This is a genomic window from Streptomyces sp. CB01201 (assembly GCF_002803085.1).
Lineage (GTDB): Bacteria > Actinomycetota > Actinomycetes > Streptomycetales > Streptomycetaceae > Streptomyces > Streptomyces hundungensis.
Genome location: NZ_NNBJ01000017.1, coordinates 20,440 through 42,286 on the forward strand (window position 1 = coordinate 20,440; position 21,847 = coordinate 42,286).

Below are 21,847 nucleotides of genomic sequence, written 5' to 3' on the forward strand. Positions count from 1 at the left end.
GGCTCGTGGTCGCAGCGGATCCGGCCGGCCCTAGGGAGTCTCGCCGCCGCGCAGCAGGTCGCGGCCGAACTCGATCATCTTCTTCGCGTAGTCCTCGGTCCACTGGGCCCGCTCCGCCACGTCGGCGGGGGTCAGCCGGTCGAAGCGGCGGGGATCGGCGAGCTGGGCCGCCGCGATCGCCTGGAACTCGACCGCCCGGTCGGCCGCGGCCCGGAAGGCCAGCGCGAGCTCGGTGGAGCGGCTCAGGAGCGCCCGGGGGTCGTCCATCGACTCCAGGTCGAAGAAGTGCTCCGGGTCGGCGATGGCCTCGGACGGCTCGAAGAGCAGCGGCGCCGGCCTCAGCCGCTGCCGCTCCTCTTTCCGCTCGTGCTCCGGCATGTCTGTCCTCCCACGGGCAGCTCGACGTTCGGGCTCCGGGGCGCCCGGGCCACCGTCCATTGTCCCGCCCCTGCGCAAGGGGGCGTTCCGGGGGCCTCTGCCCCGAGGCGCCCCGGCGCATTCGACCCCGCCCATCGGAACGGGTGTGCGCCGGGGCCGCCCACCCGGGCTTGGCGGCTCACCCGACGGTGCTCGCGGGGGCTTCGGGTCAGGGCCGGTGGCTCACGCGGTGTTCGGCGAGGTGGGCCAGGACCGCGTGGTTGGCCTCCCAGCCGTCCGGGAACTTCACCGTCACTCCCAGCTGGACCGGTTCCGTCGAAGGGTGGTCGTCCAGGAGGTCGGTCACGCCCGCGCGGGACACCACGATGCAGGCGTGCCGGTGGCGGGAGGCCAGGACGCACAGGCGGCCCGTCTCCAGGTGGAAGGCCGTCGCGTCCGGGCGGCCCGAGAGGGGGTGCAGGACGACCGTGACGTCGAACTCCCTTCCCTGGAGCCGGTTCGCGGTGTCGACCGCCACCCCGCTCACGCCGAGCTCCGCGAGCGCCGCGCGGATCGCGGCGGCCTGGTCGCGGTGGGCGGTGCCGACCGCGATCCGGTCGGCGGTGAGCGGGACCGGGTCGGGGGAGCGCTCGCTGGTCGCCGCGCCGCCCCGGTCCAGGAGGCGGCGGACGACCCGGGCGGCCGCGCGGACCGCCTCCGGGTCCGTGCGCGGGGTGTGCCGGGCCGGCAGTTCGAGCAGGGCCCAGCCCGATTCGGCGGCCTCGTCGAGCGCGCGGTCCGGCGCCGAGCCGTCCGAGGCGACGCCGAAGGCGAGGCGCCGGTCGCCGTGACCGGTGCCGCTGCGGAACGGCGTGAACGGGTAGAACGCCTTCGAGACCAGCGGCGCCGCCGACGCCGGGAGCCGCCAGGACACCGGCAGGCGGTGCTGCGGCAGCTCCGGGTTGTGCGCGAGCAGCGTGGAGACCGCGCTCGCCGACGGGTCGTAGGACAGCCCCGCCCACTGATCGGCGTCGGCGATCGCGAACGGGTCGAGCTGGCCCGGGTCGCCCACGAACAGCGCCCGCTCGAAGAGCCCGGCGACGGCGAGCAGCGCGTCGGAGCGCATCTGGTACGCCTCGTCCACGATCGCGTGCCGCCAGGGCTCGACGTCCTTCACATGCGCCCACTTCGCGGCCGTCGAGATCACCACGTCGAGCCCCGCGAGATCGCCCGCCTTCGACGACTTGCGTACGTTCTCCAGCTCGTCGAGCGCCTTGTCGTACGGGTCGCTGTCGTTGCTGTGCAGCCGGCCGACCGGCAGCCCGGGGGCCTTCTCGGCGAGGCGCACCACCAGGTCGTCGACCTGCGAGTTGGTCTGTGCCACCACCATCAACGGGCGCCCCGCGGCGGCCAGTTCGAGGGCCGCGCGCACCACGAGCGTGGACTTGCCCGCACCCGGCGGCGAATCCACGACGACGCCGCGCGCCGAGCCGTGCAGGGTGTCGGCCAGGATCGCCTCGGTGGCCGCGGTCGCCGCGGCCCCGGGATCGAAGACGGTCACAGGAGGTCCTCGGGGGTCGGCGCGTCGGGCTGTTCGGCGGTGGCGGAGCCGGGCGGCCCGCCGTGCGTCCAGGGCGTGGCTTCCGGATCGGGCAGCTTGGGGGCGCCGCGCTGCTCGTGCTCGAACAGCGTCCAGCAGATCCGGTCGCCCTTCTCGGGGACGGAGCCGGGTGCCGGGTCCTTGGCGCGGCCCATCTTGTCCAGGACGCGCAGCACGAGCGCGCCGCCGGGCTCGTACGCCACGAACTCGGCCTTCTGCGGCTTGCCGTCGAGCGAGCGGTAGACCTTCGCGCCCTCGGCGAGGTGCGGGGCGTCGTCGGTGCGCAGGGTGAGCAGTGGGCGGGGGCTGGGCCGCTTGGACTCCGACCAGGCCGGGGTCACCTCCACGACCTCGCCCGCGAACGCCTCGCCCGACAGCCTGCGGCCCGCCATCACCAGCGGGTCGTCCAGGGCCTCGCCCGCCTCCAGCTCGGCCTGCGCGCGCTCGCGGCGCAGCAGCTTGGTGGCGGCCGTCACCGCGTCGTCGCGGCGGGGCTGGGGCGGCTCACCCGCGGTGATCCGGTCGCGGTGGCCGGTGAACGACCAGCGGTCGCTCGTCCAGCGCGCGGCGGCCCGCTCGCCCTCGGGAAGCTCCCGCAGCAGATCGAGGGCGCGCCACACCGCCGACCAGGTCGGCATCAGCTGGGCAGCGAGCAGGCGGCGGATCTCCCGCTCCGCTGCGGTCAGTTGACCGAGGCGGTCGTCGGCTGCCAGGCCGTCCTCGGCCGCCTGCAAGGCCTGCCGGACCCGGTCGTAGCGCTCCACGGCGGGCGCGAGCAGCCGGTTGTCGAACGCCGGGTCGGTGGCCGGGCCGGCCGGCGGGCACAGGAGCTGGCCGTCCGCGCCCCGGGCCAGCTCGGCGCGGAGCGCCGCCTCGGCACCGATCTCCCCGGCGGGCGGGTCGATCCAGGCGAGCAGGGCGCCCAGATGCTGGTCCTCCAGGCTGGACTGGCCGGTCGCCCAGTGCCGGTTCAGGAGGTCGGTCGCGGCGAGCAGCAGCGCGGCGCCGGGGGTGCGGGCCCGCTCGCCGTAGTGCGTGAACCAGCGGCCGAGCAGGGGGACCCGGGGCGGCGCGGGGTAGGGCGCGTCGGGGTCCTGCTCGGCGGTGCGGCGAAAGCGCATCGAGCGGCCGAGCAGGCGGACGAAGTCGACACCGGCCCGGCCGGGGACGATCAACTGCGGCGCGTCCGCGCACAGTTCGACCTCGACCTTGGTCTTCTTGCCCGTCTCCGGGTCGGTCTCGGAGCGCTCGGTGAGCTCGATGTCGGCGGCGTACGCGTCCAGGTGCGGCAGGACGGCCTCGGCGAGGTCGGCCAGGAAGGTGAAGCGCAGATCGCGGTCGCGGGGCTGGGGGACCACCAGCAGCGTCGGGGCCTCGCGGTCGGTGCCGACCAGGGCGCCGAGCGGGGCGCCCGCCTCGCCCGCCGTGGTGAGCGGCACGAACACGAGGGGCCGCTCGCTCAGATGGCGGTGGCGGACGGTGGTCAGCGGCTGGGCGCGGCCGGACTCGACGGCCTCCAGGCGGGCGAGCGTGGTGATCAGCGACACGGGGCACCCGCCTCCGCGCGCAGGGCGGCCGCGCGGCGCACCGCCGCCACCGTCGGATCCGCCGGGTCGCCCGACTCGCCGCGCGCGGCCGCGAGGACCTCTCCGACGGTCGTCAGGGAGCCGAGCTCGCCGCGCAGCGAGCGGCCGAGGGCGGTCACCGTGCCCTCGTCGCGGGCCCGGCCCCGGCAGTGGAAGGCCAGCTCGCAGGCGGCCAGGCACTCCGGCGCGTACACCGCGGGCACGGCCTCGACCGCCGTGGCGAGGGACGCGCCGGACTGGCCGTCGAGATCGAACGTGGTGCCCGGGGGCAGCTCGTCCGCGATGTCCTCGATCCGGGCCAGGCGCGTCAACTGCCGCCGGGTCACGGCGAGTTGCTTGCGTACGTCGATGACGGAGGCGGTCGGCAGATTGGAGAAGTCCTTGGGGCAGACGAGGAGCACCGAGTGGTCCACCGAGGCGCCCTTGGTGAGCACCGCGACCCGCTCCAGGGCCAGCACGTACACCGCGGACTGGCGGGCGGCCGCGCCGACCTTCGACGCGTCGGCCGCCGCGTCGATCATGGGGAAGGACTTGATCTCGACCACCGTCCAGCGGCCGTCGGGGTGGACCACCACGGCGTCCGGCTCCAGGTAGGCGGGGGAGCCCGCGACCTCCAGGGCCAGCATCGGATGGTCGAGCAGCGCCCAGCCGCCCGACTCGGTGGCCTCGCGCAGGGCGAGCGCGGTGCGGGCCGCGCGGCCCTCGGGGCCGGCCGCCGCGAGATCGGGGGTGAGGGCCTGGCCCGGCGGTTCGGCGCCCGCGCCCATCCGCTCGTGCAGCAGGCGCAGCAGCTCGGTGCCGCCGTCGCCCTTCACCTTCGCCTCGAAGGCGTTGCCGCGCATGAAGGCGAACTGGGACTGGCCGAAGGCCGCCGACGGCGAACCGATCGCCTCGGCGAGCGCGCCCTTGTCGACCCCGGCGCCGTCCAGCAGGGCGCGTCTGCGGCAGCCCGGGTTCGCGGCGAGGGCCGCGAGCGCCCGTGCGTCCAGCGGCCGGGCCGGGGTGGCCGGGCCGCGCAGTTCAGCGAGCCGTCGACGGAGCGCCGTCGTCGGCTTCTGCTCGGGTGTCGGAGGACGTCCGCTGCCCAGGGATTCGCTCACCCGCCGAAGTCTCGCATCCGGCACTGACAATCGAGGAGCCAGTGGCGGAAGAGGCGGGTGCGAAGCGGGTCCGTACGCGCTCCGCGAGCCGCAGCAGGGGCCGCGAGAGCAGCAGGCCGAGGCCCATCACGGCGACGCCCGCGACCGCGTCGAGCAGATAGTGGTTGGCCGTGCCCATCACCACGAACGTGATCGTCAGCGGATAGGCGACGGCGGCGATCCTGGTGATCCGGCTGCCGCCGAACCGCCACAGCATCACCCCGCACCACAGGGCCCACCCGACGTGCAGGCTGGGCATCGCGGCGAACTGGTTCGTCATGCCGCCGAGCCCGCGCGGCGCGCTGGCCTCGCCGCCCCACCAGCCGTGCGAGCTGTACTGGGCCATCGTGTCGGTGAAGCCGTGGACCGCCGGGAGCAGCCGGGGCGGGCAGGTCGGCAGGAAGGTGAAGCCGATCAGACCGAGCAGGGTCGAGGTCATCAGCCAGCCGCGGGCCGCCCGGTACTGCGTGGGGCGGCGGCGGAACATCCAGATCAGGACGGCCGGGGTGATGACGTAGTGCAGCGAGGCGTATATGAAGTCGGCGGGTATGCCCAGGGCCGGGGTGTGCGTGAACAGCCGGTTCAGCGGGTGCTCGGCGTTGAGGTGGAGGACCTTCTCCAGGCGCAGGATGGACAGGCCGTGCTCGACGGCCCGCGCCTCGTCACCGCGTACGATCAGCCGACCGAGCGTGTACGCCCCGTAGATGAGCGCGATGAGTGGGAGTTCGGTCCACCAGCGCGGTCGCGTGGCGTGCTGCGGCGGCTGCATCCGGCAGGTTCCCCCAACTGGTCCTCGGGCTGCCCGCTCGGGGCCTCCGGGTTTTCGACGTGCGTTCAACCGTACGGTGTAAGTGATGACCTTCACGCAGCACCCCGGCGTTCGGGACAGACGCCCAGGTCCGGCTCCTGGTTGCTTCGGGACGTGCGCGATGATGGTTATGGAACATTTCGTACGGATCGGGAGATAGCACTCATGGCAGCCGCCGCACCGCGCATCCTGCTGGCCCGGCACGGGCAGACCGAGTGGTCGCTCGCGGGCAAGCACACCGGCCGGACCGACATCCCCCTCCTGGAGGAGGGCCGGCGCGGCGCGAAGCTGCTCGGGGAGCGGCTGCACCGGGAGCCGTGGGGCGGGCTGCCCGGCGTCGAGGTCCGCACCAGCCCGCTCGTGCGGGCGTCCGAGACGTGCGAGCTGGCCGGGTTCGCGGAGCGGGCCGAGCCGTGGGACGCGCTGATGGAGTTCGACTACGGCGCGTACGAGGGCATGGCGCCGCCCGAGATCCAGGCCGTGCGGCCCGGCTGGTTCATCTGGCGGGACGGGGTGCCGGACGGCGAGACCCTGGCGGAGATCGCGGCGCGGGCGGACGAGGTGGTGGCCTGGGCGCGGTCCGCCGGGCGGGACGTGCTGGTCTTCGCCCACGGGCACATCCTGCGGGTGATCGCGGCGCGCTGGCTGGGCGAGGACGTGTCCTTCGCGGCCCGCATCCGGCTCGACCCGACGTCGCTGTCGGTGCTGGGGTGGGCGTACGGGGAGCCGGCGGTTGAGCGGTGGAACGATACGGGGCACCTTGAGCGGTGAGCGGCTGTGGGGGTGCGGCTTCCTCGGTGCTGCGGGGGGCTTCTCCCCGGGCCCTGGGGGGTTTGCCCGCCCTCCCGCCCGTGCGGCGGATTGAAGGGCCCAGCCCCTGGGGCTCCGCCCCAGACCCCGGCCATTTTGCCCACCCGCCCGCCCGTTGCCCGGGGTTGGCTGGCCCCGGCCCCGCGGGGCTCCGCCCCGGACCCCGGGGGGTTTGCCCACCCTCCCCCAAGCTCTTAATGAGCAGGGGGGACCCCCATCCCGTGCGGCAGGTCGAAGGGTTCGGGCCCTGGGGCTGTGCCCCAGACCCCCTGAGGGGCTGCGCCCCTCGGACCCCCCCCGGCAGGGGGCTGCGCCCCCTGCCCCCCCCGGTTCGGGGCTCCGCCCCGGACCCCGTATCGCGCCTGAACGGCGCTCGTCCTCAATCGCCGGACGGGCTGGGGATGCCTGCGCTGGCCCGCACCGAGGCCTTTAGGGGCGCGGGGAACTGCGCGAGAAGCGATCACGGTCCGCAGACGGAAACGGGGTTGGGGGCGCGGGGAACTGCGCGAGCAACCACGCACGGTCCGCAGCTCGAAGCGGACCCAGGGGCGCGGGGAACTGCGCGACCAGCCACCCACGATCCGCACCCGAAAGAGGCGGGACCCGGGGCGCAGCCCCAGGAAACCCACCCACCCCCATTCCACCCCCGGAGGGTTGCGGGAAGGGGCGGGGAGGGGCAAAACCCGGGGGCCCGGCCCCACCGCACCCCGCCCCACTCCCACACAAAACTGGTCCCACCCCCACACAAAACTGGCCGCGCCTACACCGCCACCGCCGCCGCCCGGCGTTCCAGGAAGGCCGCCACCTCGGGGGACGCCCGGTGCGGGGCCAGGATGCGGGACGTGTCGGCCAGCATCGCCTGGATCCGGGTGGACTGGACCTGGGGGAGGAGGTCCAGGACCGCCTGTCCGGCCGCCGCGGATTCGGCGGGGGCGCCCGCCCGGGCGAGATCGTCGGCCAGCTCCGCCCGGTACAGCGCCAGGTTGCGGGCGAAGTGCGGATCCTGGAGGTCGGCCGCCCGCTGGGCATGGCGGGCCGCCCGCGGCCAGTCGCCGAGGGCCGACCAGCACTGCGCCTGGAGCATCTCCAGCTCGGCCTCCACGAAGAAGCTCATCCACTCGGGGTCGGCCGCCGCCGTGCCGCGCGCGAACTGGGCATGGGCCCGCGAGAGCGACTCCTCGCACGCCGAGCGGTCGCCGAGCCCCGCCCACCCGCCGGCCTCGCGCAGCGCGAGCAGCGACAGCAGCCGGGGCGAGCCGAGCGCCCGGGCCGCCCGGTCGCCCGCCTGTGCCGCCCGCATCGCCTCGCGCGGCCGGCCCATGTCCCGGGCCAGGAACGACATGTTGCAGAAGGCGTGCGCCTCAAGGCCCGGGTCACCGGCGAGCCGGGACGTGGCGAGCGCCTCCGCGTAGTGCGAGCGCGCCTCGCCGAAGCGGCCCGAGTCGTGCGCCAACCAGCCGACGGAGATGGCCAGTTCGCCGGCGCCGGCGTGCAGCCGTTCCTGGGTGGCGGCGCGGGCGGCGCTCGCGTCGAGCAGGGCGTAGGCGGTGCGCAGCGGCTGAGCGGCCCGCTGGTAGAGGCCGTCGGCGCCGTGCTGGTCGTCCAGGAGCCTGATCCTGCGGACCGCCTCCTCGACGGCGCTCACCTCGGCCTCGCCGACGCGCTGGACGGCATGGGCGGTTGCCGGGCCGAGGCCCAGCGAGACGGCCGCCACGGTGGCGGTGGAGCCCGTCATGAATGCGCGACGCAGCACGTCGCTCTCCTCGTGGTTCTGGTGGTGATGGTGATGGTGGTGGGATGCGTCGTGCGGGGGCGGGGCGGTGGGGCGGGGTGTGAGACGGAGCAGGGGCGCGCCGGACGTCGGGCGCGCACCTCGGCCCCGTACCGTCTCCCTCGTCGAGAACCCCAGATCCGTCAGGGTCAAACCCGGGAACATGTACCGAAATACTCGCTCGTAGGCGTAATTGGGACAGCGGATCTCGCCGTTCTCCACGCGCCCGATGTAACGGGCGTCGCAGGCGACCTGCTCGCCGATCTCGCGCGCGGCGCGACGGACCGCGGCCGCGAACTCGCCCGGTGAGCGGGTGCCCCTCAACTGCCGGAAGGCCAGGTTGGGTTCCCGTGTGAGCCGACCCGGACTCTGCGGGGTCCGCGTGTTCACCCGGGGGTCTGCCTGGGGATCTGGTGACGACGCCATGGCTGGACAGCTCTCTCTGGCGGGGTGATGCGGGCAAGAACGTACCTGCTGTGACGGGTTGTTCACACAGTGTTTGCGTACAAACCGGATATCTCACCCACGATCCGCCATGAACTGCCATCCTTTGCGGCGGCGTGCCGCCGTTCCCCTTGACGCGCAAGGGCGTTGAACCCCGTGGAGAGCACCAGATACACCGCGCGACGCGGAGGGCTTGCCTTGTTGGAGGACTGCGTGAACACCGATACCGACCTCGACTTCACCGTCTCCGGTACGCAGACGACGACCGTCCGTCATCCGCACTCACCCCAGGCGAGCGCGCCGCCGGCCGCCTCCTGCGGCGCCGCCGAGGAGCCCTGCGACCTGGTGACCGTGCCCGCCCGGCAGGGTCTGGAGGCCGTCGACATCATCCGCCGTGGCGCCGCCCCGGCCGCCGTCGGCCCGGTCCTGCACGACGGCGCCTGTGACACCCTCGGCTTCCTGGTGCCCTCGGGCACCGCCGCCGCCTGGGACGTGCCGGGCAGCGCCTGTACGGAGACCAACGGGCGCGGCCTGCGCATCGAGGGCCTGCCCGCCGCGCCCCCCGTCACCGGCTCGGGCTGGCTGCTGCCGCCGAACACCACCGAGGTCACCGACCCGGGCCTGCTGCGCGCGGCCCTGGGCGAGGCGGCCCGGATGATCGAGGCGGCCGACGGCATCCGCGAGGCCGAGGGCCGCTGAGGGGGCCCCGGCCCGGGAAGGCGGCACCCGTCCGGGCGGTCGATAATGGCCGGATGGCGAAGAGCAGCAGGCGGCGCGGGCCGGAGCCCGTGGTCGAGACGGTGGACGGCGGCCTGGCCGAACTCATACCCGACCGGGACCGCACCGGCGGATGGACGCTGCTGCTCGACGGGGCGCCCCAGTCCCACGTGGACCTCGAAGCCCCGGAGCGGCTGACCTTCGAGTACCAGCGCCGGCTCGGCCATGTCATCGATCTCGCCGCCCCGTCCGGCCAGGCCCTGAACGTCCTGCACCTGGGCGGCGGCGCCTTCACCCTGGCCCGCTACATCGCGGCCACCCGCCCCCGCTCCACCCAGCAGGTCGTGGAGCTCGACGCGGCCCTCGTCCAGCTCGTGCGGCGGGAGCTGCCGCTCGACCCCGGGGCCCGGATCCGGGTGCGCGGCGGGGACGCGCGGGCCGGGCTCGCCAAGCTGCCCGAAGCCTGGGCCGACCTCGTCATCGCGGATGTGTTCAGCGGGGCCCGTACCCCGGCCCATCTGACCAGTACCGAGTTCCTCACCGATGTACGCCGGGTGCTCAAGCCGTCCGGTACGTACGCCGCGAACCTCGCCGACGGGCCGCCGCTCGCGCACCTGCGGGGGCAGATCGCCACCGCCGCCGGGGTGTTCACCGAGCTGGCCCTCGCGGCCGACCCGACGGTGCTGCGCGGCAAGCGGTTCGGGAACGCGGTGCTCGTGTGCTCGGCGGTGCCGCTGCCGGTCGCCGAGCTGACCCGCCGGATCGCGGGGGACCCGCACCCCGGGCGCGTCCAGCACGGGCGCGACCTCGCGGACTTCACGGGTGGGGCGGTCGCGGTGAGCGACGCGAGCGCGAAGCCCTCGCCGGCCCCGCCCGCCTCCGCGTTCCGCTGAGGAGGAGGACGAGCGCGGGCCCGAGCCGTCCGGTCAGGTGTTGTTGATCTCCACCGAGGGCGGATGCCCGTTCCAGGTGCAGAACACCGACACGGTCTCGCTGCCGCGCGTGAAGGTGACCCGTATCCACTCCGTCTGGATCCAGCGCTCCATGCGCCAGCCGGACGCGGGCGTCGCCGAGACCAGTTGGGCCGAGGTGTCACCGAGGTCGAAGACGACCCGGCCGCCTGCCACGTTGTACCCCTGCACCGCGCCCGAGTTGGCCGGATTGCCCGAAGTGCCGGACGTGCCGGGCGACTTGCTCGTGGACGAGCCGGGTGAGGGCGTACGGCTGCCCGACGGCTTGCCGTCGCCCGCGTCCTTCGACGGCTTCCGGGAGGCGGGGGCGGCGGGGGACGGCGGGGGCGGGGTCTCCTTGGGGCGCCGGGTCGACGAGGCGTCCGGCGACGAACTCTGGCCGAGGCGCGCGTCTCCACTGATCGGCAGCGCGCGGGGCGGGTCGTACGCCGTGCCGGCCATCACCGTGTGGACGCCCCACCAGGAGAGCGTCACCGCCGCTCCGGTAGCGAGCGACCACGCCAAACCGTGTACGAGTCCTCTGTGCATCCGGGCCATACTGCACCACGCGCCCCACCCGTGTCCCACCAGCGCCGACTCCACTCCCGCGGGGGACTTCGATCCTCCGGATGGCGTACGGTGCGGCCCATGGCAAGTGTGCTCGTGGTCGAGGACGACCAGTTTGTCCGCTCCGCCCTCATCCGCCACCTCACCGAGGCCTCCCACACGGTACGGAGCGTCGGCACGGCACTTGAGGCGCTGCGCGAAGTGGCCCATTTCCGTTTCGACGTGGTCATCCTGGACCTCGGACTGCCCGATCTGGACGGGTCCGAGGCGCTGAAGATGCTGCGCGGCATCACCGACGTACCGGTGATCATCGCGACCGCGCGGGACGACGAGACGGAGATCGTGCGGCTGCTCAACGACGGCGCCGACGACTACCTGACCAAGCCGTTCTCGGTGGAGCACCTCTCCGCGCGGATGGCCGCCGTGCTGCGCCGGGCGCGTGCTACGGCCGGGGCCGAACCGCCCTCCCGGGTGCTCCAGGTCGGCGGTCTGCGCGTAGACCCGCTGCGCCGCCAGGCCGAGCTCGACGGCGCTCAACTGGACCTGACCCGGCGGGAGTTCGACCTGCTCGCCTTCCTCGCGGGACGGCCCGGTGTGGTGGTGCCGCGCAAGGAGCTGCTCGCCGAGGTGTGGCAGCAGTCGTACGGCGACGACCAGACCATTGATGTCCATCTGTCCTGGTTGCGGCGGAAGTTGGGCGAGACGGCCGCCCGGCCCCGTTATCTGCACACCCTGCGGGGCGTCGGCGTGAAGTTGGAGCCGCCGCGATGAGATGGGCGCTGGTCAAGGTCTGCCTCGCGGTCACCGTGATGGTCGTGGTCGCCTTCGCGGTGCCGCTCGGCATGGTCATCAAGGAGATGGCCCGGGACCGGGCGTTCTCCAACGCCGAACGCCAGGCCGCGGCGATCGGCCCGACGCTGTCCATCACCACCGACCGCGACGCCCTGGAGCGGGCGGTCGCCTCCACGCAGTCCGGCGCCGAGAACCGGATGGCGGTGCACGTCCCGGCGGACCCGGCCGTGCCCGGCAGCGCACCGGTGGACATCGGTACGCAGCGGGCGGCGGACAAGGACCTCGAAGCGACCCGGAAGGTCATCAAGGCATCGACGTCGGATGTCTCGGGCGGCTCGACCCTGCTTCAGCCGACCGCGCTGAGCTCCGGCCAGATCGCGATCGTCGAGGTCTTCGTGCCGGAGGCCGAGGTCACCAACGGTGTGACGACGGCCTGGGTGGTCCTCGCGGGTGTGGGCATCGGCCTGATCATCGGCTCCGTGGCGGTCGCCGACCGGCTCGGTGTACGCATGGTCCGCCCGGCCCAGCGGCTCGCGGGCGCGGCACAGGACCTCGGCGAGGGCAAGCTGGGGGCGCGGGTGCCCGAGGAGGGGCCGACCGAACTGCGCTCGGCGGCGGTCGCGTTCAACTCGATGGCCGACCAGGTCGTTCAACTCCTGGCCAATGAAAGGGAGTTGGCGGCCGATCTCTCGCACCGGCTGCGTACGCCGCTCACCGTGCTCCGGCTGAACGCGGCCTCCCTCGGGGACGGGCCCGCGGCCGACCAGACCCGGGCGGCGGTCGAGCAGCTGGAGCGGGAGGTCGACACGATCATCCGCACGGCGCGGGAGGCCAAGCCCAAGACGCAGCCCGCCGGGCCCGGCGCGGGCTGCGACGCCTGCGAGGTGATACTCGAACGGATGGAGTTCTGGTCCGCGCTCGCCGAGGACGAGGGGCGTGAGGTGCGGCTCGCGGGGGTCGACCGGCCGGTCCGCATTCCGGTCGCCCGGCCCGATCTCGTGGCCGTGCTCGACGCGCTGCTCGGCAATGTGTTCCGGCATACGCCGGAGGGGACGGCGTTCTCGGTGGACGTCCACAACGGGGAGGACGCGGTGATCGTGCTCGTCTCCGACGCCGGGCCGGGGATCGCCGACCCCCGGGCGGCGCTGGCCCGGGGCAACAGTGGCGGCCGTCCCGGCTCGACGGGGCTCGGCCTCGACATCGTCCGCCGGGTCGCGGAGTCCACGGGCGGGGATGTCCGGATCGGCCACTCCGTCCTGGGCGGCACGGAGGTCCGGCTCTGGATCGGCCTCGGCCGTCCTGCTCCGACCCGCCGAAGCCACCGCCTCCGCCGGCGGGGCGTGTCGGCCTAGCCCCCCGGGGCCTCCGGGGCTCTGCCCCGGGCCCCGGGTTCTTGGCCCCTCCCCACCCCTTCCCGCAACCCTCCGGGGGTGGAATGGGGTGAGTGGGTGAGTGGGTGAGTGGGTGGGTTTCTCCGGGGGCTGCGCCCCCGGGCCCCTGATTCGGCTGCGGACCGTAGGGGCCGTTCGCGCAGTTCCCCGCGCCCCTGAACCCGATTTCGTCCGTTCACCGTGCGTGGCTGGTCGCGCAGTTCCCCGCGCCCCCAAAGCCTGGGTGGCGGCCCGCATCGGGACATTTCAGCCCGTCCGGCGTTTGAGGACGAGCGCCGTTCAGGTGCGAACGGGGTCTGGGGCGGAGCCCCGGGGGGGGGCCGGGCTTAACCTCCCCCCATCTGATCCTTAAGGCGAGCCTAAGATCCCCAAGCCCCGCCCCGCACGGGGCATTTGTCCGGATCCACCGGACTAGCGTGCTGCCCGCACCCCCCAAAGAAACCCCCGCAACGCAGAGGCAGGCACGGCATGGGCACCAGTACGCACCGGCGCAGGGCGAGCGGCAAGACCAAGGTGATCGGCGGCCTCGTCGCCGCGGCGGTCGTCGGCGGCGGAGCCTTCGCGCTCACCGGCACCGCCCAGGCCGCCTCGGTCGGCGCGGCGTACACCAAGACCAGCAGCTGGACCGGTGGTTACACCGGGCAGTACGTCATCACCAACGACAGCGGCAAGACGCTCTCCGACTGGACCCTGGAGTTCGACCTGCCCGCCGGCACCACCCTCGGCTCCCTCTGGAACGGAGACCAGACGGTGAAGGGGCAGCACGTCACGGTGAAGCCCCCGAGCTGGGACAAGGGCGGCCTCGCCGCGGGCAAGTCCGTGACCATCGGCTTCGTCACCTCCGCGAGCGGCACCGCGGGCGACCCGACGGGCTGTCTCATCGACCAGGAGAAGTGCTCGGTCGACACCGGGGCGACCCCGCAGCCCAGCGGCCGTCCCACCGGCCGGCCCACCGCCGAGCCCTCCCAGCCGGCGAGCACCAAGCCCACCGCCAAGCCGACCGCGCAGCCCTCCAAGTCGGCCACCCCCACCGCGATACCCACCCCGAGCAAGACGCCCTCCGGCGGCGGCACGGCGAGCGGCGCGGGCTTCGCCCCGTACGTCGACACCTCGCTCTATCCGACGTACGACCTCGCCGGCACGGCCGACAAGACCGGCGTGAAGCAGTTCAACCTGGCCTTCGTCACCTCCGGGGGCGGCTGCGCCCCGCTGTGGGGCGGCGTCACCGATCTGCCGGGCGACAAGGTCGCCTCCCAGATCGGCGCGCTGCGGGCCAAGGGCGGTGACGTCCGGGTCTCCTTCGGCGGCGCCTCCGGCTCCGAGCTGGGCCTGGTCTGCAAGAGCGCCGACGAGCTGGCCGCCGCGTACGGCAAGGTCATCGACGCGTACAAGCTCACCAAGGTGGACTTCGACATCGAGGGCGCGGCCCTGCCCGACACGGCAGCCAACGCCCGCCGTGCACAGGCCATCGCCGCGCTCCAGAAGTCCCACCCCGGCCTCGACGTCTCGTTCACGCTGCCGGTGATGCCGGAGGGTCTGACCCAGCCCGGCGTCGACCTCGTCGCCGACGCCAAGAAGAACGGCGTCAAGGTGTCCGCCGTCAACATCATGGCGATGGACTACGGGCCCTCCTACAGCGGTGACATGGGTGACTACGCGATCCAGGCCGCCACGGCAACCCAGGCTCAGATCAAGGGAGTTCTGGGCCTGACGGACGCCGCCGCCTGGAAGGCCGTCGCGGTCACGCCGATGATCGGCGTCAACGACGTCAACGTCGAGAAGTTCACCGTCGCCGACGCCGCCAAGCTCGTGGACTTCGCCAAGTCCAAGGGCCTGGCCTGGCTCTCCATGTGGTCCGCCGCCCGTGACCAGCAGTGCCCCGGCGGCGCCAAGAACTCCGCCGACCCCACCTGCTCCTCGATCACCCAGGACCCGCTCGCCTTCACCAAGGCCTTCGGCGCGTACAAGTAGCCCAACAGACAAGGGCCTTGACCCCACCGAACCAGCGTCCCGGCCGGTGCACACCTTCCCCCCACGCCGGCCGGGGCGCTTCGGCGCGTGGACGCCCCGGCGACGCTTCGGTGCGGGGGCGCACGGGCGAGCGATGCCGCCGGCCCGTGCGCCGCGTCCACCCTCGGGCGCGGCCCCGCCCGCCCCGGGGCTGCCTCACACCCGGGACGTCCGCCACTCCTCCGCGTAGTCGTTGAAGATCGCCCGCAGGTGGTGGCCGATCTTCAGGTAGTCCAGGTCGTCGAGGTTGGCGAGCGAGACGCGTACCGACCACTCGGGGCCCTCGAAGCCGCCGCCGTTGAGCAGCACGACGCTGGTCTGCTCGGCGAGCCGGAACAGTGGGTCGACGGGCTCGTAGTTCTTTTCCAGGAAGGCCGCGAAATCCTTGCCGTGGACGCGCTCGGCTTCGGCGAGCAGATCGAGCTCGATGTAGTAGCCGGCTCGCTTGGGATCGTCCGCGATCTTCATCTGGGCTCCCTCCAGGAGGAGTTCGAGCCGCTGGTTGACGATCGCGCGGATGCGGTGCTTGTACGCCTGGCCCTCCTCCAGGAGGTCGAAGAGCGAGAACAGGCTCATCATCACCTGCTGCGGCAGCGAGAGGCCCGCGGTGTGGTTGAGGGCGACCTGCCGTGAGTCGGCGACCAGGCGGTCGATGAACCGGATCTTGGACGGCTCCAGGCTGAGCGTCCCGTACCGCTTGTCCAGGCGCTGCTTCTCGGACTGCGGAAGCGCGGCGATCAGCTCGTCGATCACGTTGTCGTCGTGCAGCGCGATCACGCCGAGCCGGTGCCCGGTGCAGCCGTAGTGCTTGGAGTACGAGTAGACGAGCAGGGTGTTGCGCGGCACCTCGGCGGCGATCGAGCGGAAGTCCTCCACGAACGTGCCGTACACGTCGTCCGTGACGATCAGCAGGTTCGGGTTCGGCCCGGCCACGATGTCCTTGATCTGCTGGGTGACCCGGTCGCTCAGCGCCAGCGAGGGCGGGTTGGACGGGTTGACCAGGCACACCAGCTTCACGCTCGGATCGGCGAGCTTGGCGACCTCCTCGGCGGGATAGCGCCATTCGCGCACCCCGGTCTCGGTGAACAGGCTGGCCTCGACGCGCACCACGTCGAACTCGTAGGTGTCGAGTTCGGGGATCTCGATGTACGGCGTGAACACCGGCACCATCAGGGCGATCCGGTCGCCCTTCTTCAGGACCCCGTTCTTCATCAGGGAGTCGAAGATGTAGCACATGGCCGCCGTGCCGCCCTCGGTCGCGAACAGCGACAGGTTGTCCTGCGGCGGACGCTTGTCGAACATCTCGTCGGCGAGGTAGCCGCGCACGATCTTCTCGGCGTGCACCAGCATCCGGTCGGGCACCGGGTAGTTGTCGCCGATCGAGCTGTCGGTGAGCTCGTGCACGAACTCGTCGCGGTCGAAGCCGAACCGCTCGACGGCGTACGCGATGCACCTCTCCAGGAGCTCGATGCCGGGCAGGTCCGGGTGCTGGCGCACATAGCTGTCGAAGCGTTCGGCCGCGCCCTGCTTCTCGGGCATGCCGCCGAGGTTGTCGGCGGTCCACACCCGGCGGGACTCCGACAGTGCGAAGTAGCCGAGCGCGTAGAAGGCCTCGCGCGGTCCGGTGGCCACCCAGTTCGGGTTGCCGCGGCCCGCGTTGAGCATCTGCCGTGACGACTTCTCCTTCTGGCCCGGCTCGTCCTCCTGTACCGCCTGGGCGATCTGGATGAACTTGTCTTTCAGCTCGAACGGCGAGAGCTGGGCGAAGGACTGGATTTCCTCACGGGTGAAGGTGGTCTTCGGCACGGAACTTCCTTACGTACGTGAGCGGTTGAGGGTTCTCGGTGGCTGATCTCGGTGGCTGATCTCGGTGGCTGGTCTCAGTGGTTGAGGAGGATGATCACGGCACCCCAGATGGTGAGCAGGACGTTGCTCATCGCGTAGGGGATCGTGTAGCCGAGCGTCGGGATCTGGGATCTGGACGCCTCGTTCACCGCGCCGAACGCGGCCGTCGTGGTCTCGCCGCCCGCCAGGACGCCCATCAGGATCGGGAAGCGGATCTTCTGGATGTAGTGGCCCACCAGGAAGCCGACGAGCAGCGGTACGACGGTGACCACCACGCCCCACAGCAGCAGGGACCAGCCCGCCGTGGACAGGCCGCTGGTGAAGCCGGGCCCGGCGTTCAGGCCGACCACCGCGATGAACAGGCAGAGCCCGAGGGTGTCCATGAACCACTGGGCGCCGGGCGGGACATTGCCGTACGTCGGGTACTTGGAGCGGATCCAGCCGAAGACCAGACCCATGATCAGGGCGCCCCCGGAAGTGGAGAGCGAGATCGGCACGCCGCCCGCCTTCAGGGCCGGGATGCCGATCAGGGCGCCGAGGAAGATGCCCAGGCACACCCACACCATGTCGGTGGCGAAGCTGGTCGGCACCGGCTTGCCGATCGCCTTGCCGGCCGGGCCCACCAGCCGCTTGGGCCCGGTCAGGATGAGCGTGTCGCCGCGCTCCACCGGGGTGGAGAGCCGGTAGGGGAACTCGGTGCCCGACCGGTACAGCTTGTCCACGTACACCCCGACCATGAACGGCTCCTGCCGCAACTCACCGATGGTCTTGCCCAGTTGGGCCTTCTCGGAGGCCACCACGTGCAGCGTCTCGGTCTGGTAGCCGAGCAGCTCCACGTCGTCGCTCTCGCCGCCGATGCGGGTGCGGGCGTCATAGGTGACGAGGTCGCCGCGGATCGCGCTGATCGCGACGGTGTCGCCCAGGTGCAGGACCGTCTGCTGGTCGTGCTGGAGCACGGTGCCGTCGCGCCGCACCGCGGTGATGTAGACGCGGCGGCCGAGCTGCTTCTGCTGCTGCTCGAAGTCGTCGATGGTGCGGCCCACGATGTCGGGGCGTTCCACCTTGTAGGCGCGCAGCACCACCTCGTAGTAGCCCGCGCCGAGGTCGGGATCGTCGCCGGGCGCGTCCAGCTCCTTGGCCAGCTGGGCGCTCTCGGCCGCCAGGTCCCTGCGGTAGAGCCGGGGCAGCACCGAGGCCAGGAGCAGCGCCGCGCACACGGTGCCGAGCGGATAGCAGACCGCGTAGCCGATGGCGACGAGGTTCTCCTCGCTCTTGACCTGGGCGGGGCTGAGGCCCGGCAGGTTGCCGATGGCGTCCTGGGCGACGCCGATCACGGCGGACTGGGTGAGCCCGCCGCCGAGCAGCCCGGCCGAGAGCCCGGGCCCGTACCCGAGCATCGAGGCGAGGCCCCAGGACACCAGCAGGCCGGTGACGCAGACGACCAGCGCGTTGAAGACCTGGGGCAGGCCGTCCTTCTTCAGGCCGCGGAAGAACTGCGGGCCGACCCGGTAGCCGAGCGCGAACAGGAACATCGTGAAGAAGAGGTTCTTCACGGTCGCGTCGATCGGCACCTTGAACTGGGCGCCGAGGAACAGGCCCACGATCAGGCAGCCGGTGACCGCGCCGAGCCCGATCGCCTTGTAGCGGACCTTGCCGAGCAGGAAGCCGAGCGCGATGGTGACGAACACCAACAGCTCGGGGTGCGGCTGGAAGATGTTCCGGTTGATGAAATCGATCATGTTCAGGCTCCGAGGACGCCGACGAGGACCGGACCGGTCAGGGGCAGCAGGAAGTTCGAGAGCGTGTACGTGATGGTGTAGCCGAGCATCGGTACGGAGCTCTGGGCGACCTGGGTGATGGAGGTGATGGCGGGCGTCGAGCACTGCTGCCCGGCGATGGCGCCGATCAGGAGCGGCTTCTCGATCTTCAGCAGGGCCCGCCCGACGACCAGCGAAAGGGTGGCCGGGATCAGCACCATCGCGATTCCGGCGAACGGGAGCAGCGCCCCGTACTGCTTGAGCAGCGGCCAGGCCTGCGGCCCCGACACCAGGCCGGTGCAGGCGATGAAGACGGCCAGGCCCATGTCCTTGAGGGTGGTCGCGGCCTGCGGCGGGAACGCCCCGAAGGTCTGCTTGCGGGAGCGGAACCAGCCGAACACGAGACCGGAGATCAGGCAGCCGCCGCCGGTGCCGAGCGAGAGCGGGATGTCACCGGCCCGGACCACGATCTGGCCGAGCAGCGAGCCGCAGACGATGCCGAGGCCGAGGTAGATGAAGTCGGTGGCGTCGTTCTTGACCACCGCGCCGATCTTCGCGACCAGCTTGTTGAGCCCGGAGCGGGCGCCGACCAGGGTGAGGACGTCACCGCGCCGCAGCACGGTGTCCGGGTTCGCCGGCAGGTGCTGGTCGTTGCGGATCACATCGGTGACGTACACGCCCTGCTTGATGAACTCCGGGTGGGTGCGCTGGAGTTGGTCCAGGCTCTTGCCGTCGGCGGACTTCTCGGTCATCGCGACCTGCGCGGTGGCCAGCGGCGAGTCCAGGCCCGGGATGCCGGGCGTCTCGGGGCCGATCTCGCGGCCCGCCTCGATGGCGTTGGCCCGCCGGCCGACCACGAGCACCAGGTCGGACAGGGTCAGTTCGACCCCGGGTTCGGGGGTGATGGCGCGGCTGCCGCGGCGCAGCGCCTCGATGGTGATCCGGCCGCCGAGTGAGGTCTCCAGGTCGCCGATGGTGCGTCCGTCGGCCGTCGTCACCAGATAGGTGCGGCCCACCAGGCCCGGCAGCGCCTCGCGCTCGTCGGCCTCCAGGCCGTGCTCGCCCCCGCCGCCGCGCATCTTCTCCCACAGCTGCCGGGACGCGTCCCGCAGGTTGATGCGCAGCATCATCGGCATGATCTGGCTGGTGTAGATGACGATGGTGATGAGGCCGAAGAGGTAGCAGACGGTGTACGCGGTGGCCACATGGCCCTGGTAGTCGCTGACCTGGGCCGCGCTGAGGCCGCTCAGCTTGCCGATGGCCTCGGTCGCGGTGCCGACGACCGCGGACTCGGTGGCGGCGCCGGCCAGGATGCCGGACGCGGTGCCGACGTCGAGCCCGAAGGCCTTGGCCAGGCCGAAGGCGATGCCGAGCACGCAGACCAGCTCGATCAGGCACAGCGTGAAGAAGCGCAGGCTGCCGCGGTTGAGGTTGGCGAAGAACTGCGGGCCCGCGAGATAGCCGAGCGAGAAGATGAACAGGGCGAAGAAGACCGTCTTGACGTCACCGGAGACCTGCACCTTGGCCCAGGCGCCCATCAGGAGCGACACGATCAGGGTGCCGCAGATGCCGCCGAGCGTGATCGGCCCCGCCCGCAGCTTGCCGACGAGGTAGCCGAGCGCCAGGCAGAGGAAGAGGGCGAGTTCCGGGTGGTCCTTGAGGATGCCCATTGCGGCTCAGCCGAGCCGGGGGGCACGCGCGACGTACGGGACGACCGGGTTGTATATGGACACAAGGTGCATAAAGCCGAAATTAACAGCGGACGGGGGCGGCGGCACCCCGGTCCACCGCCCCGCCCCGCTTCCGCCGACTGCTCTGCCGCCGTTCCCCGTGCCGCTCCTGCCGTGGTGTCAGGCCTTCGGCACCAGCGGCAGTTCACCCGTTCGGGCCAGCTCCGCGTACCAGCGGGCGCTCGACTTCGGGGTGCGCGCAAGGGTCGCGTAGTCCACGTACACCGCGCCGAACCGCTTGCCGTACCCGAACGACCACTCGAAGTTGTCCATCAGGGACCACAGGTAGTAGCCCCGCACATCCGCACCCGCCTCCATCGCCCGGCGGACCGTCGCGAGGTGGTCGTGCAGATAGCCGATCCGGTCCGGATCGTGCACCGAGCCGTCCGGGCCCGGCCCGTCCTCGCAGGCCGCGCCGTTCTCGGTGATCAGGAGCGGCAGGCCCGGCGCCTCCTTGGTGTAGCGAAGGAGCAGGTCGTACAGGCCCGACGGGTCGATGGTCCAGCCCATCGCGGTGCGCTCGCCCGGCGGCTGGTGGAAGGCGACCGAGGCGGCGCCCGGCCACGGCGAGTGCGCGCTGGCCCCGTGCCCGTCGGCGCGGGCGTCCGCGCGCCGGGGGTCCGCGCCCCGGGGGTCCGCCGCCGACACCAGCGAGGTCGTGTAGTAGTTGAGGCCGAGCGCGTCCAGCGGCTGCTGGATCGCGCGCAGATCGCCGTCCTGGACGAAGGACCAGTCGGTGACCGGGGCCGTGTCCGCGAACAGGTTCGCCGGATACGCGCCGTGCAGCATCGGCCCGTGGAAGATCCCGTTGGCCAGGTCGTCGATCCTGCGCACCGCGGCCAGGTCCGCCGGATCCGGTGAAAGCGGCCTGATGACGGCTGAGTTGAGGCTCACCGCGATCTGGTCGCGGGCCGGAAGCGCCGCTCGCAGCGCGGAAGTCGCCTCGCCGTGCGCCAGGTTGAGGTGGTGGGCGGCGCGCAGTGCGGCCGCCGGTTCGGTGCGGCCGGGTGCGTGCACGCCCGATGCGTACCCCAGAAAGGCGCTGCACCAGGGCTCGTTGAGGGTGATCCAGTGCTCGACCCGGTCGCCGAGCGCGGCCCCGACGAGCGCCGCGTACTCGGCGAACCGGTGCGCGGTGTCCCGGGCCGGCCAGCCGCCCGCGTCCTCCAGCTCCTGGGGCAGGTCCCAGTGGTAGAGGGTGAGCGCGGGCTGGATGCCGTGGTCGAGCAGCTCGTCGACCAGGCGGCGGTAGAAGTCGAGGCCGAGCTGGACGGCGGGCCCGCGCCCGGTGGGCTGGACCCGCGACCAGGACACCGAGAACCGGTACGCGGTGAGGCCCAGGTCCGCCATCAGCGCGACGTCCTCGCGCATCCGGTGGTAGTGGTCCACGGCCACGTCCCCGGTGTCCCCGCCGTCGGTCCTGCCCGGGGTGTGGCTGAAGGTGTCCCAGATCGACGGGGTGCGGCCGCCCTCGGCCACCGCCCCCTCGATCTGGTAGGCGGAGGTGGCGGCGCCCCAGAGGAACCCGGGCGGAAAGCGGTCGGACATAACGGCACTCCCAACAAGCGCATGG

General features: G+C 72.5%; 17 protein-coding genes. 6 read left to right on the forward strand and 11 right to left on the reverse strand.

Annotated elements, in window-relative coordinates; genetic code table 11:
* Positions 1-30: 30 nt before the first annotated feature.
* From CG740_RS29865 to CG740_RS29885, 5 genes are all read right to left on the reverse strand, one after another.
* Entirely contained in the window at positions 31-378 is a 348-nt protein-coding gene (locus tag CG740_RS29865) for a hypothetical protein (protein WP_100578397.1), read from the reverse strand.
* Positions 379-586: 208 nt separating this feature from the next.
* The gene (locus CG740_RS29870; protein WP_100578398.1) at positions 587-1,918 is read right to left on the reverse strand and encodes an AAA family ATPase; all 1,332 of its coding nucleotides are present in this window, start codon (positions 1,916-1,918) and stop codon (positions 587-589) included.
* The gene (locus tag CG740_RS29875) at positions 1,915-3,504 is read right to left on the reverse strand and encodes a hypothetical protein (protein WP_100578399.1); all 1,590 of its coding nucleotides are present in this window, start codon (positions 3,502-3,504) and stop codon (positions 1,915-1,917) included. The genes CG740_RS29870 and CG740_RS29875 overlap by 4 nt, the downstream gene beginning before the upstream one ends.
* Positions 3,495-4,643: a hypothetical protein gene (locus CG740_RS29880; RefSeq protein WP_234376549.1), complete on the reverse strand. Its 1,149-nt coding sequence runs from the start codon at positions 4,641-4,643 to the stop codon at positions 3,495-3,497. Before CG740_RS29880 ends, CG740_RS29875 begins: the two co-directional genes overlap by 10 nt.
* Complete coding sequence (locus CG740_RS29885) at positions 4,564-5,451, reverse strand: phosphatase PAP2 family protein (RefSeq protein WP_100578401.1); 888 nt, start codon at positions 5,449-5,451, stop codon at positions 4,564-4,566. Before CG740_RS29885 ends, CG740_RS29880 begins: the two co-directional genes overlap by 80 nt.
* Before the next feature lie 204 nt (positions 5,452-5,655).
* Here CG740_RS29885 and CG740_RS29890 point away from each other — a divergent pair, with 204 nt between their 5' ends.
* Positions 5,656-6,261 carry a histidine phosphatase family protein gene (locus CG740_RS29890; RefSeq protein WP_100578402.1) on the forward strand — a complete coding sequence of 202 codons (606 nt, stop codon included), beginning with the start codon at positions 5,656-5,658 and terminating at the stop codon, positions 6,259-6,261.
* Positions 6,262-7,060: 799 nt separating this feature from the next.
* Here CG740_RS29890 and CG740_RS29895 read toward each other — a convergent pair.
* Positions 7,061-8,497, reverse strand: a complete 1,437-nt coding sequence (locus CG740_RS29895) for a tetratricopeptide repeat protein (protein ID WP_442802860.1) — start codon at positions 8,495-8,497, stop codon at positions 7,061-7,063.
* Positions 8,498-8,728: 231 nt separating this feature from the next.
* Here CG740_RS29895 and CG740_RS29900 point away from each other — a divergent pair, with 231 nt between their 5' ends.
* Positions 8,729-9,214: a hypothetical protein gene (locus tag CG740_RS29900; RefSeq protein ID WP_384496872.1), complete on the forward strand. Its 486-nt coding sequence runs from the start codon at positions 8,729-8,731 to the stop codon at positions 9,212-9,214.
* A 53-nt stretch (positions 9,215-9,267) separates the two neighbouring features.
* On the forward strand, positions 9,268-10,125 hold the full coding sequence (locus CG740_RS29905) for a spermidine synthase (RefSeq protein WP_100578404.1): 858 nt from the start codon (positions 9,268-9,270) through the stop codon (positions 10,123-10,125).
* A gap of 33 nt (positions 10,126-10,158) precedes the next feature.
* Here the strand turns inward: CG740_RS29905 and CG740_RS29910 are convergent, their stop codons facing one another.
* Positions 10,159-10,731, reverse strand: coding sequence for a hypothetical protein (locus tag CG740_RS29910; RefSeq protein WP_100578517.1), 573 nt, complete (start codon positions 10,729-10,731; stop codon positions 10,159-10,161).
* 99 nt (positions 10,732-10,830) lie between these two features.
* On the opposite strand from CG740_RS29910, the gene CG740_RS29915 reads away from it, so the two are divergent.
* From CG740_RS29915 to CG740_RS29925, 3 genes are all read left to right on the forward strand, one after another.
* Positions 10,831-11,520 carry a response regulator transcription factor gene (locus CG740_RS29915; RefSeq protein WP_100578405.1) on the forward strand — a complete coding sequence of 230 codons (690 nt, stop codon included), beginning with the start codon at positions 10,831-10,833 and terminating at the stop codon, positions 11,518-11,520.
* On the forward strand, positions 11,517-12,893 hold the full coding sequence (locus CG740_RS29920) for a sensor histidine kinase (protein WP_100578406.1): 1,377 nt from the start codon (positions 11,517-11,519) through the stop codon (positions 12,891-12,893). The genes CG740_RS29915 and CG740_RS29920 overlap by 4 nt, the downstream gene beginning before the upstream one ends.
* Positions 12,894-13,400: 507 nt before the next feature.
* Positions 13,401-14,903, forward strand: a complete 1,503-nt coding sequence (locus CG740_RS29925) for a cellulose binding domain-containing protein (RefSeq protein ID WP_100578407.1) — start codon at positions 13,401-13,403, stop codon at positions 14,901-14,903.
* 195 nt (positions 14,904-15,098) lie between these two features.
* On the opposite strand, the gene CG740_RS29930 is transcribed toward CG740_RS29925, so the two are convergent.
* The 4 genes from CG740_RS29930 to CG740_RS29945 all read right to left on the reverse strand — a co-directional run bounded on the left by CG740_RS29930 (position 15,099) and on the right by CG740_RS29945 (position 21,822).
* Entirely contained in the window at positions 15,099-16,748 is a 1,650-nt protein-coding gene (locus tag CG740_RS29930; protein ID WP_100578408.1) for a bifunctional aspartate transaminase/aspartate 4-decarboxylase, read from the reverse strand.
* 74 nt (positions 16,749-16,822) lie between these two features.
* Positions 16,823-18,526: an aspartate-alanine antiporter gene (gene aspT / locus CG740_RS29935; protein WP_100578409.1), complete on the reverse strand. Its 1,704-nt coding sequence runs from the start codon at positions 18,524-18,526 to the stop codon at positions 16,823-16,825.
* A 2-nt stretch (positions 18,527-18,528) separates the two neighbouring features.
* On the reverse strand, positions 18,529-20,214 hold the full coding sequence (aspT, locus tag CG740_RS29940) for an aspartate-alanine antiporter (RefSeq protein WP_100578410.1): 1,686 nt from the start codon (positions 20,212-20,214) through the stop codon (positions 18,529-18,531).
* A 180-nt stretch (positions 20,215-20,394) separates the two neighbouring features.
* Positions 20,395-21,822: a glycoside hydrolase family 1 protein gene (locus CG740_RS29945; protein WP_100578411.1), complete on the reverse strand. Its 1,428-nt coding sequence runs from the start codon at positions 21,820-21,822 to the stop codon at positions 20,395-20,397.
* Positions 21,823-21,847 lie beyond the last annotated feature (25 nt).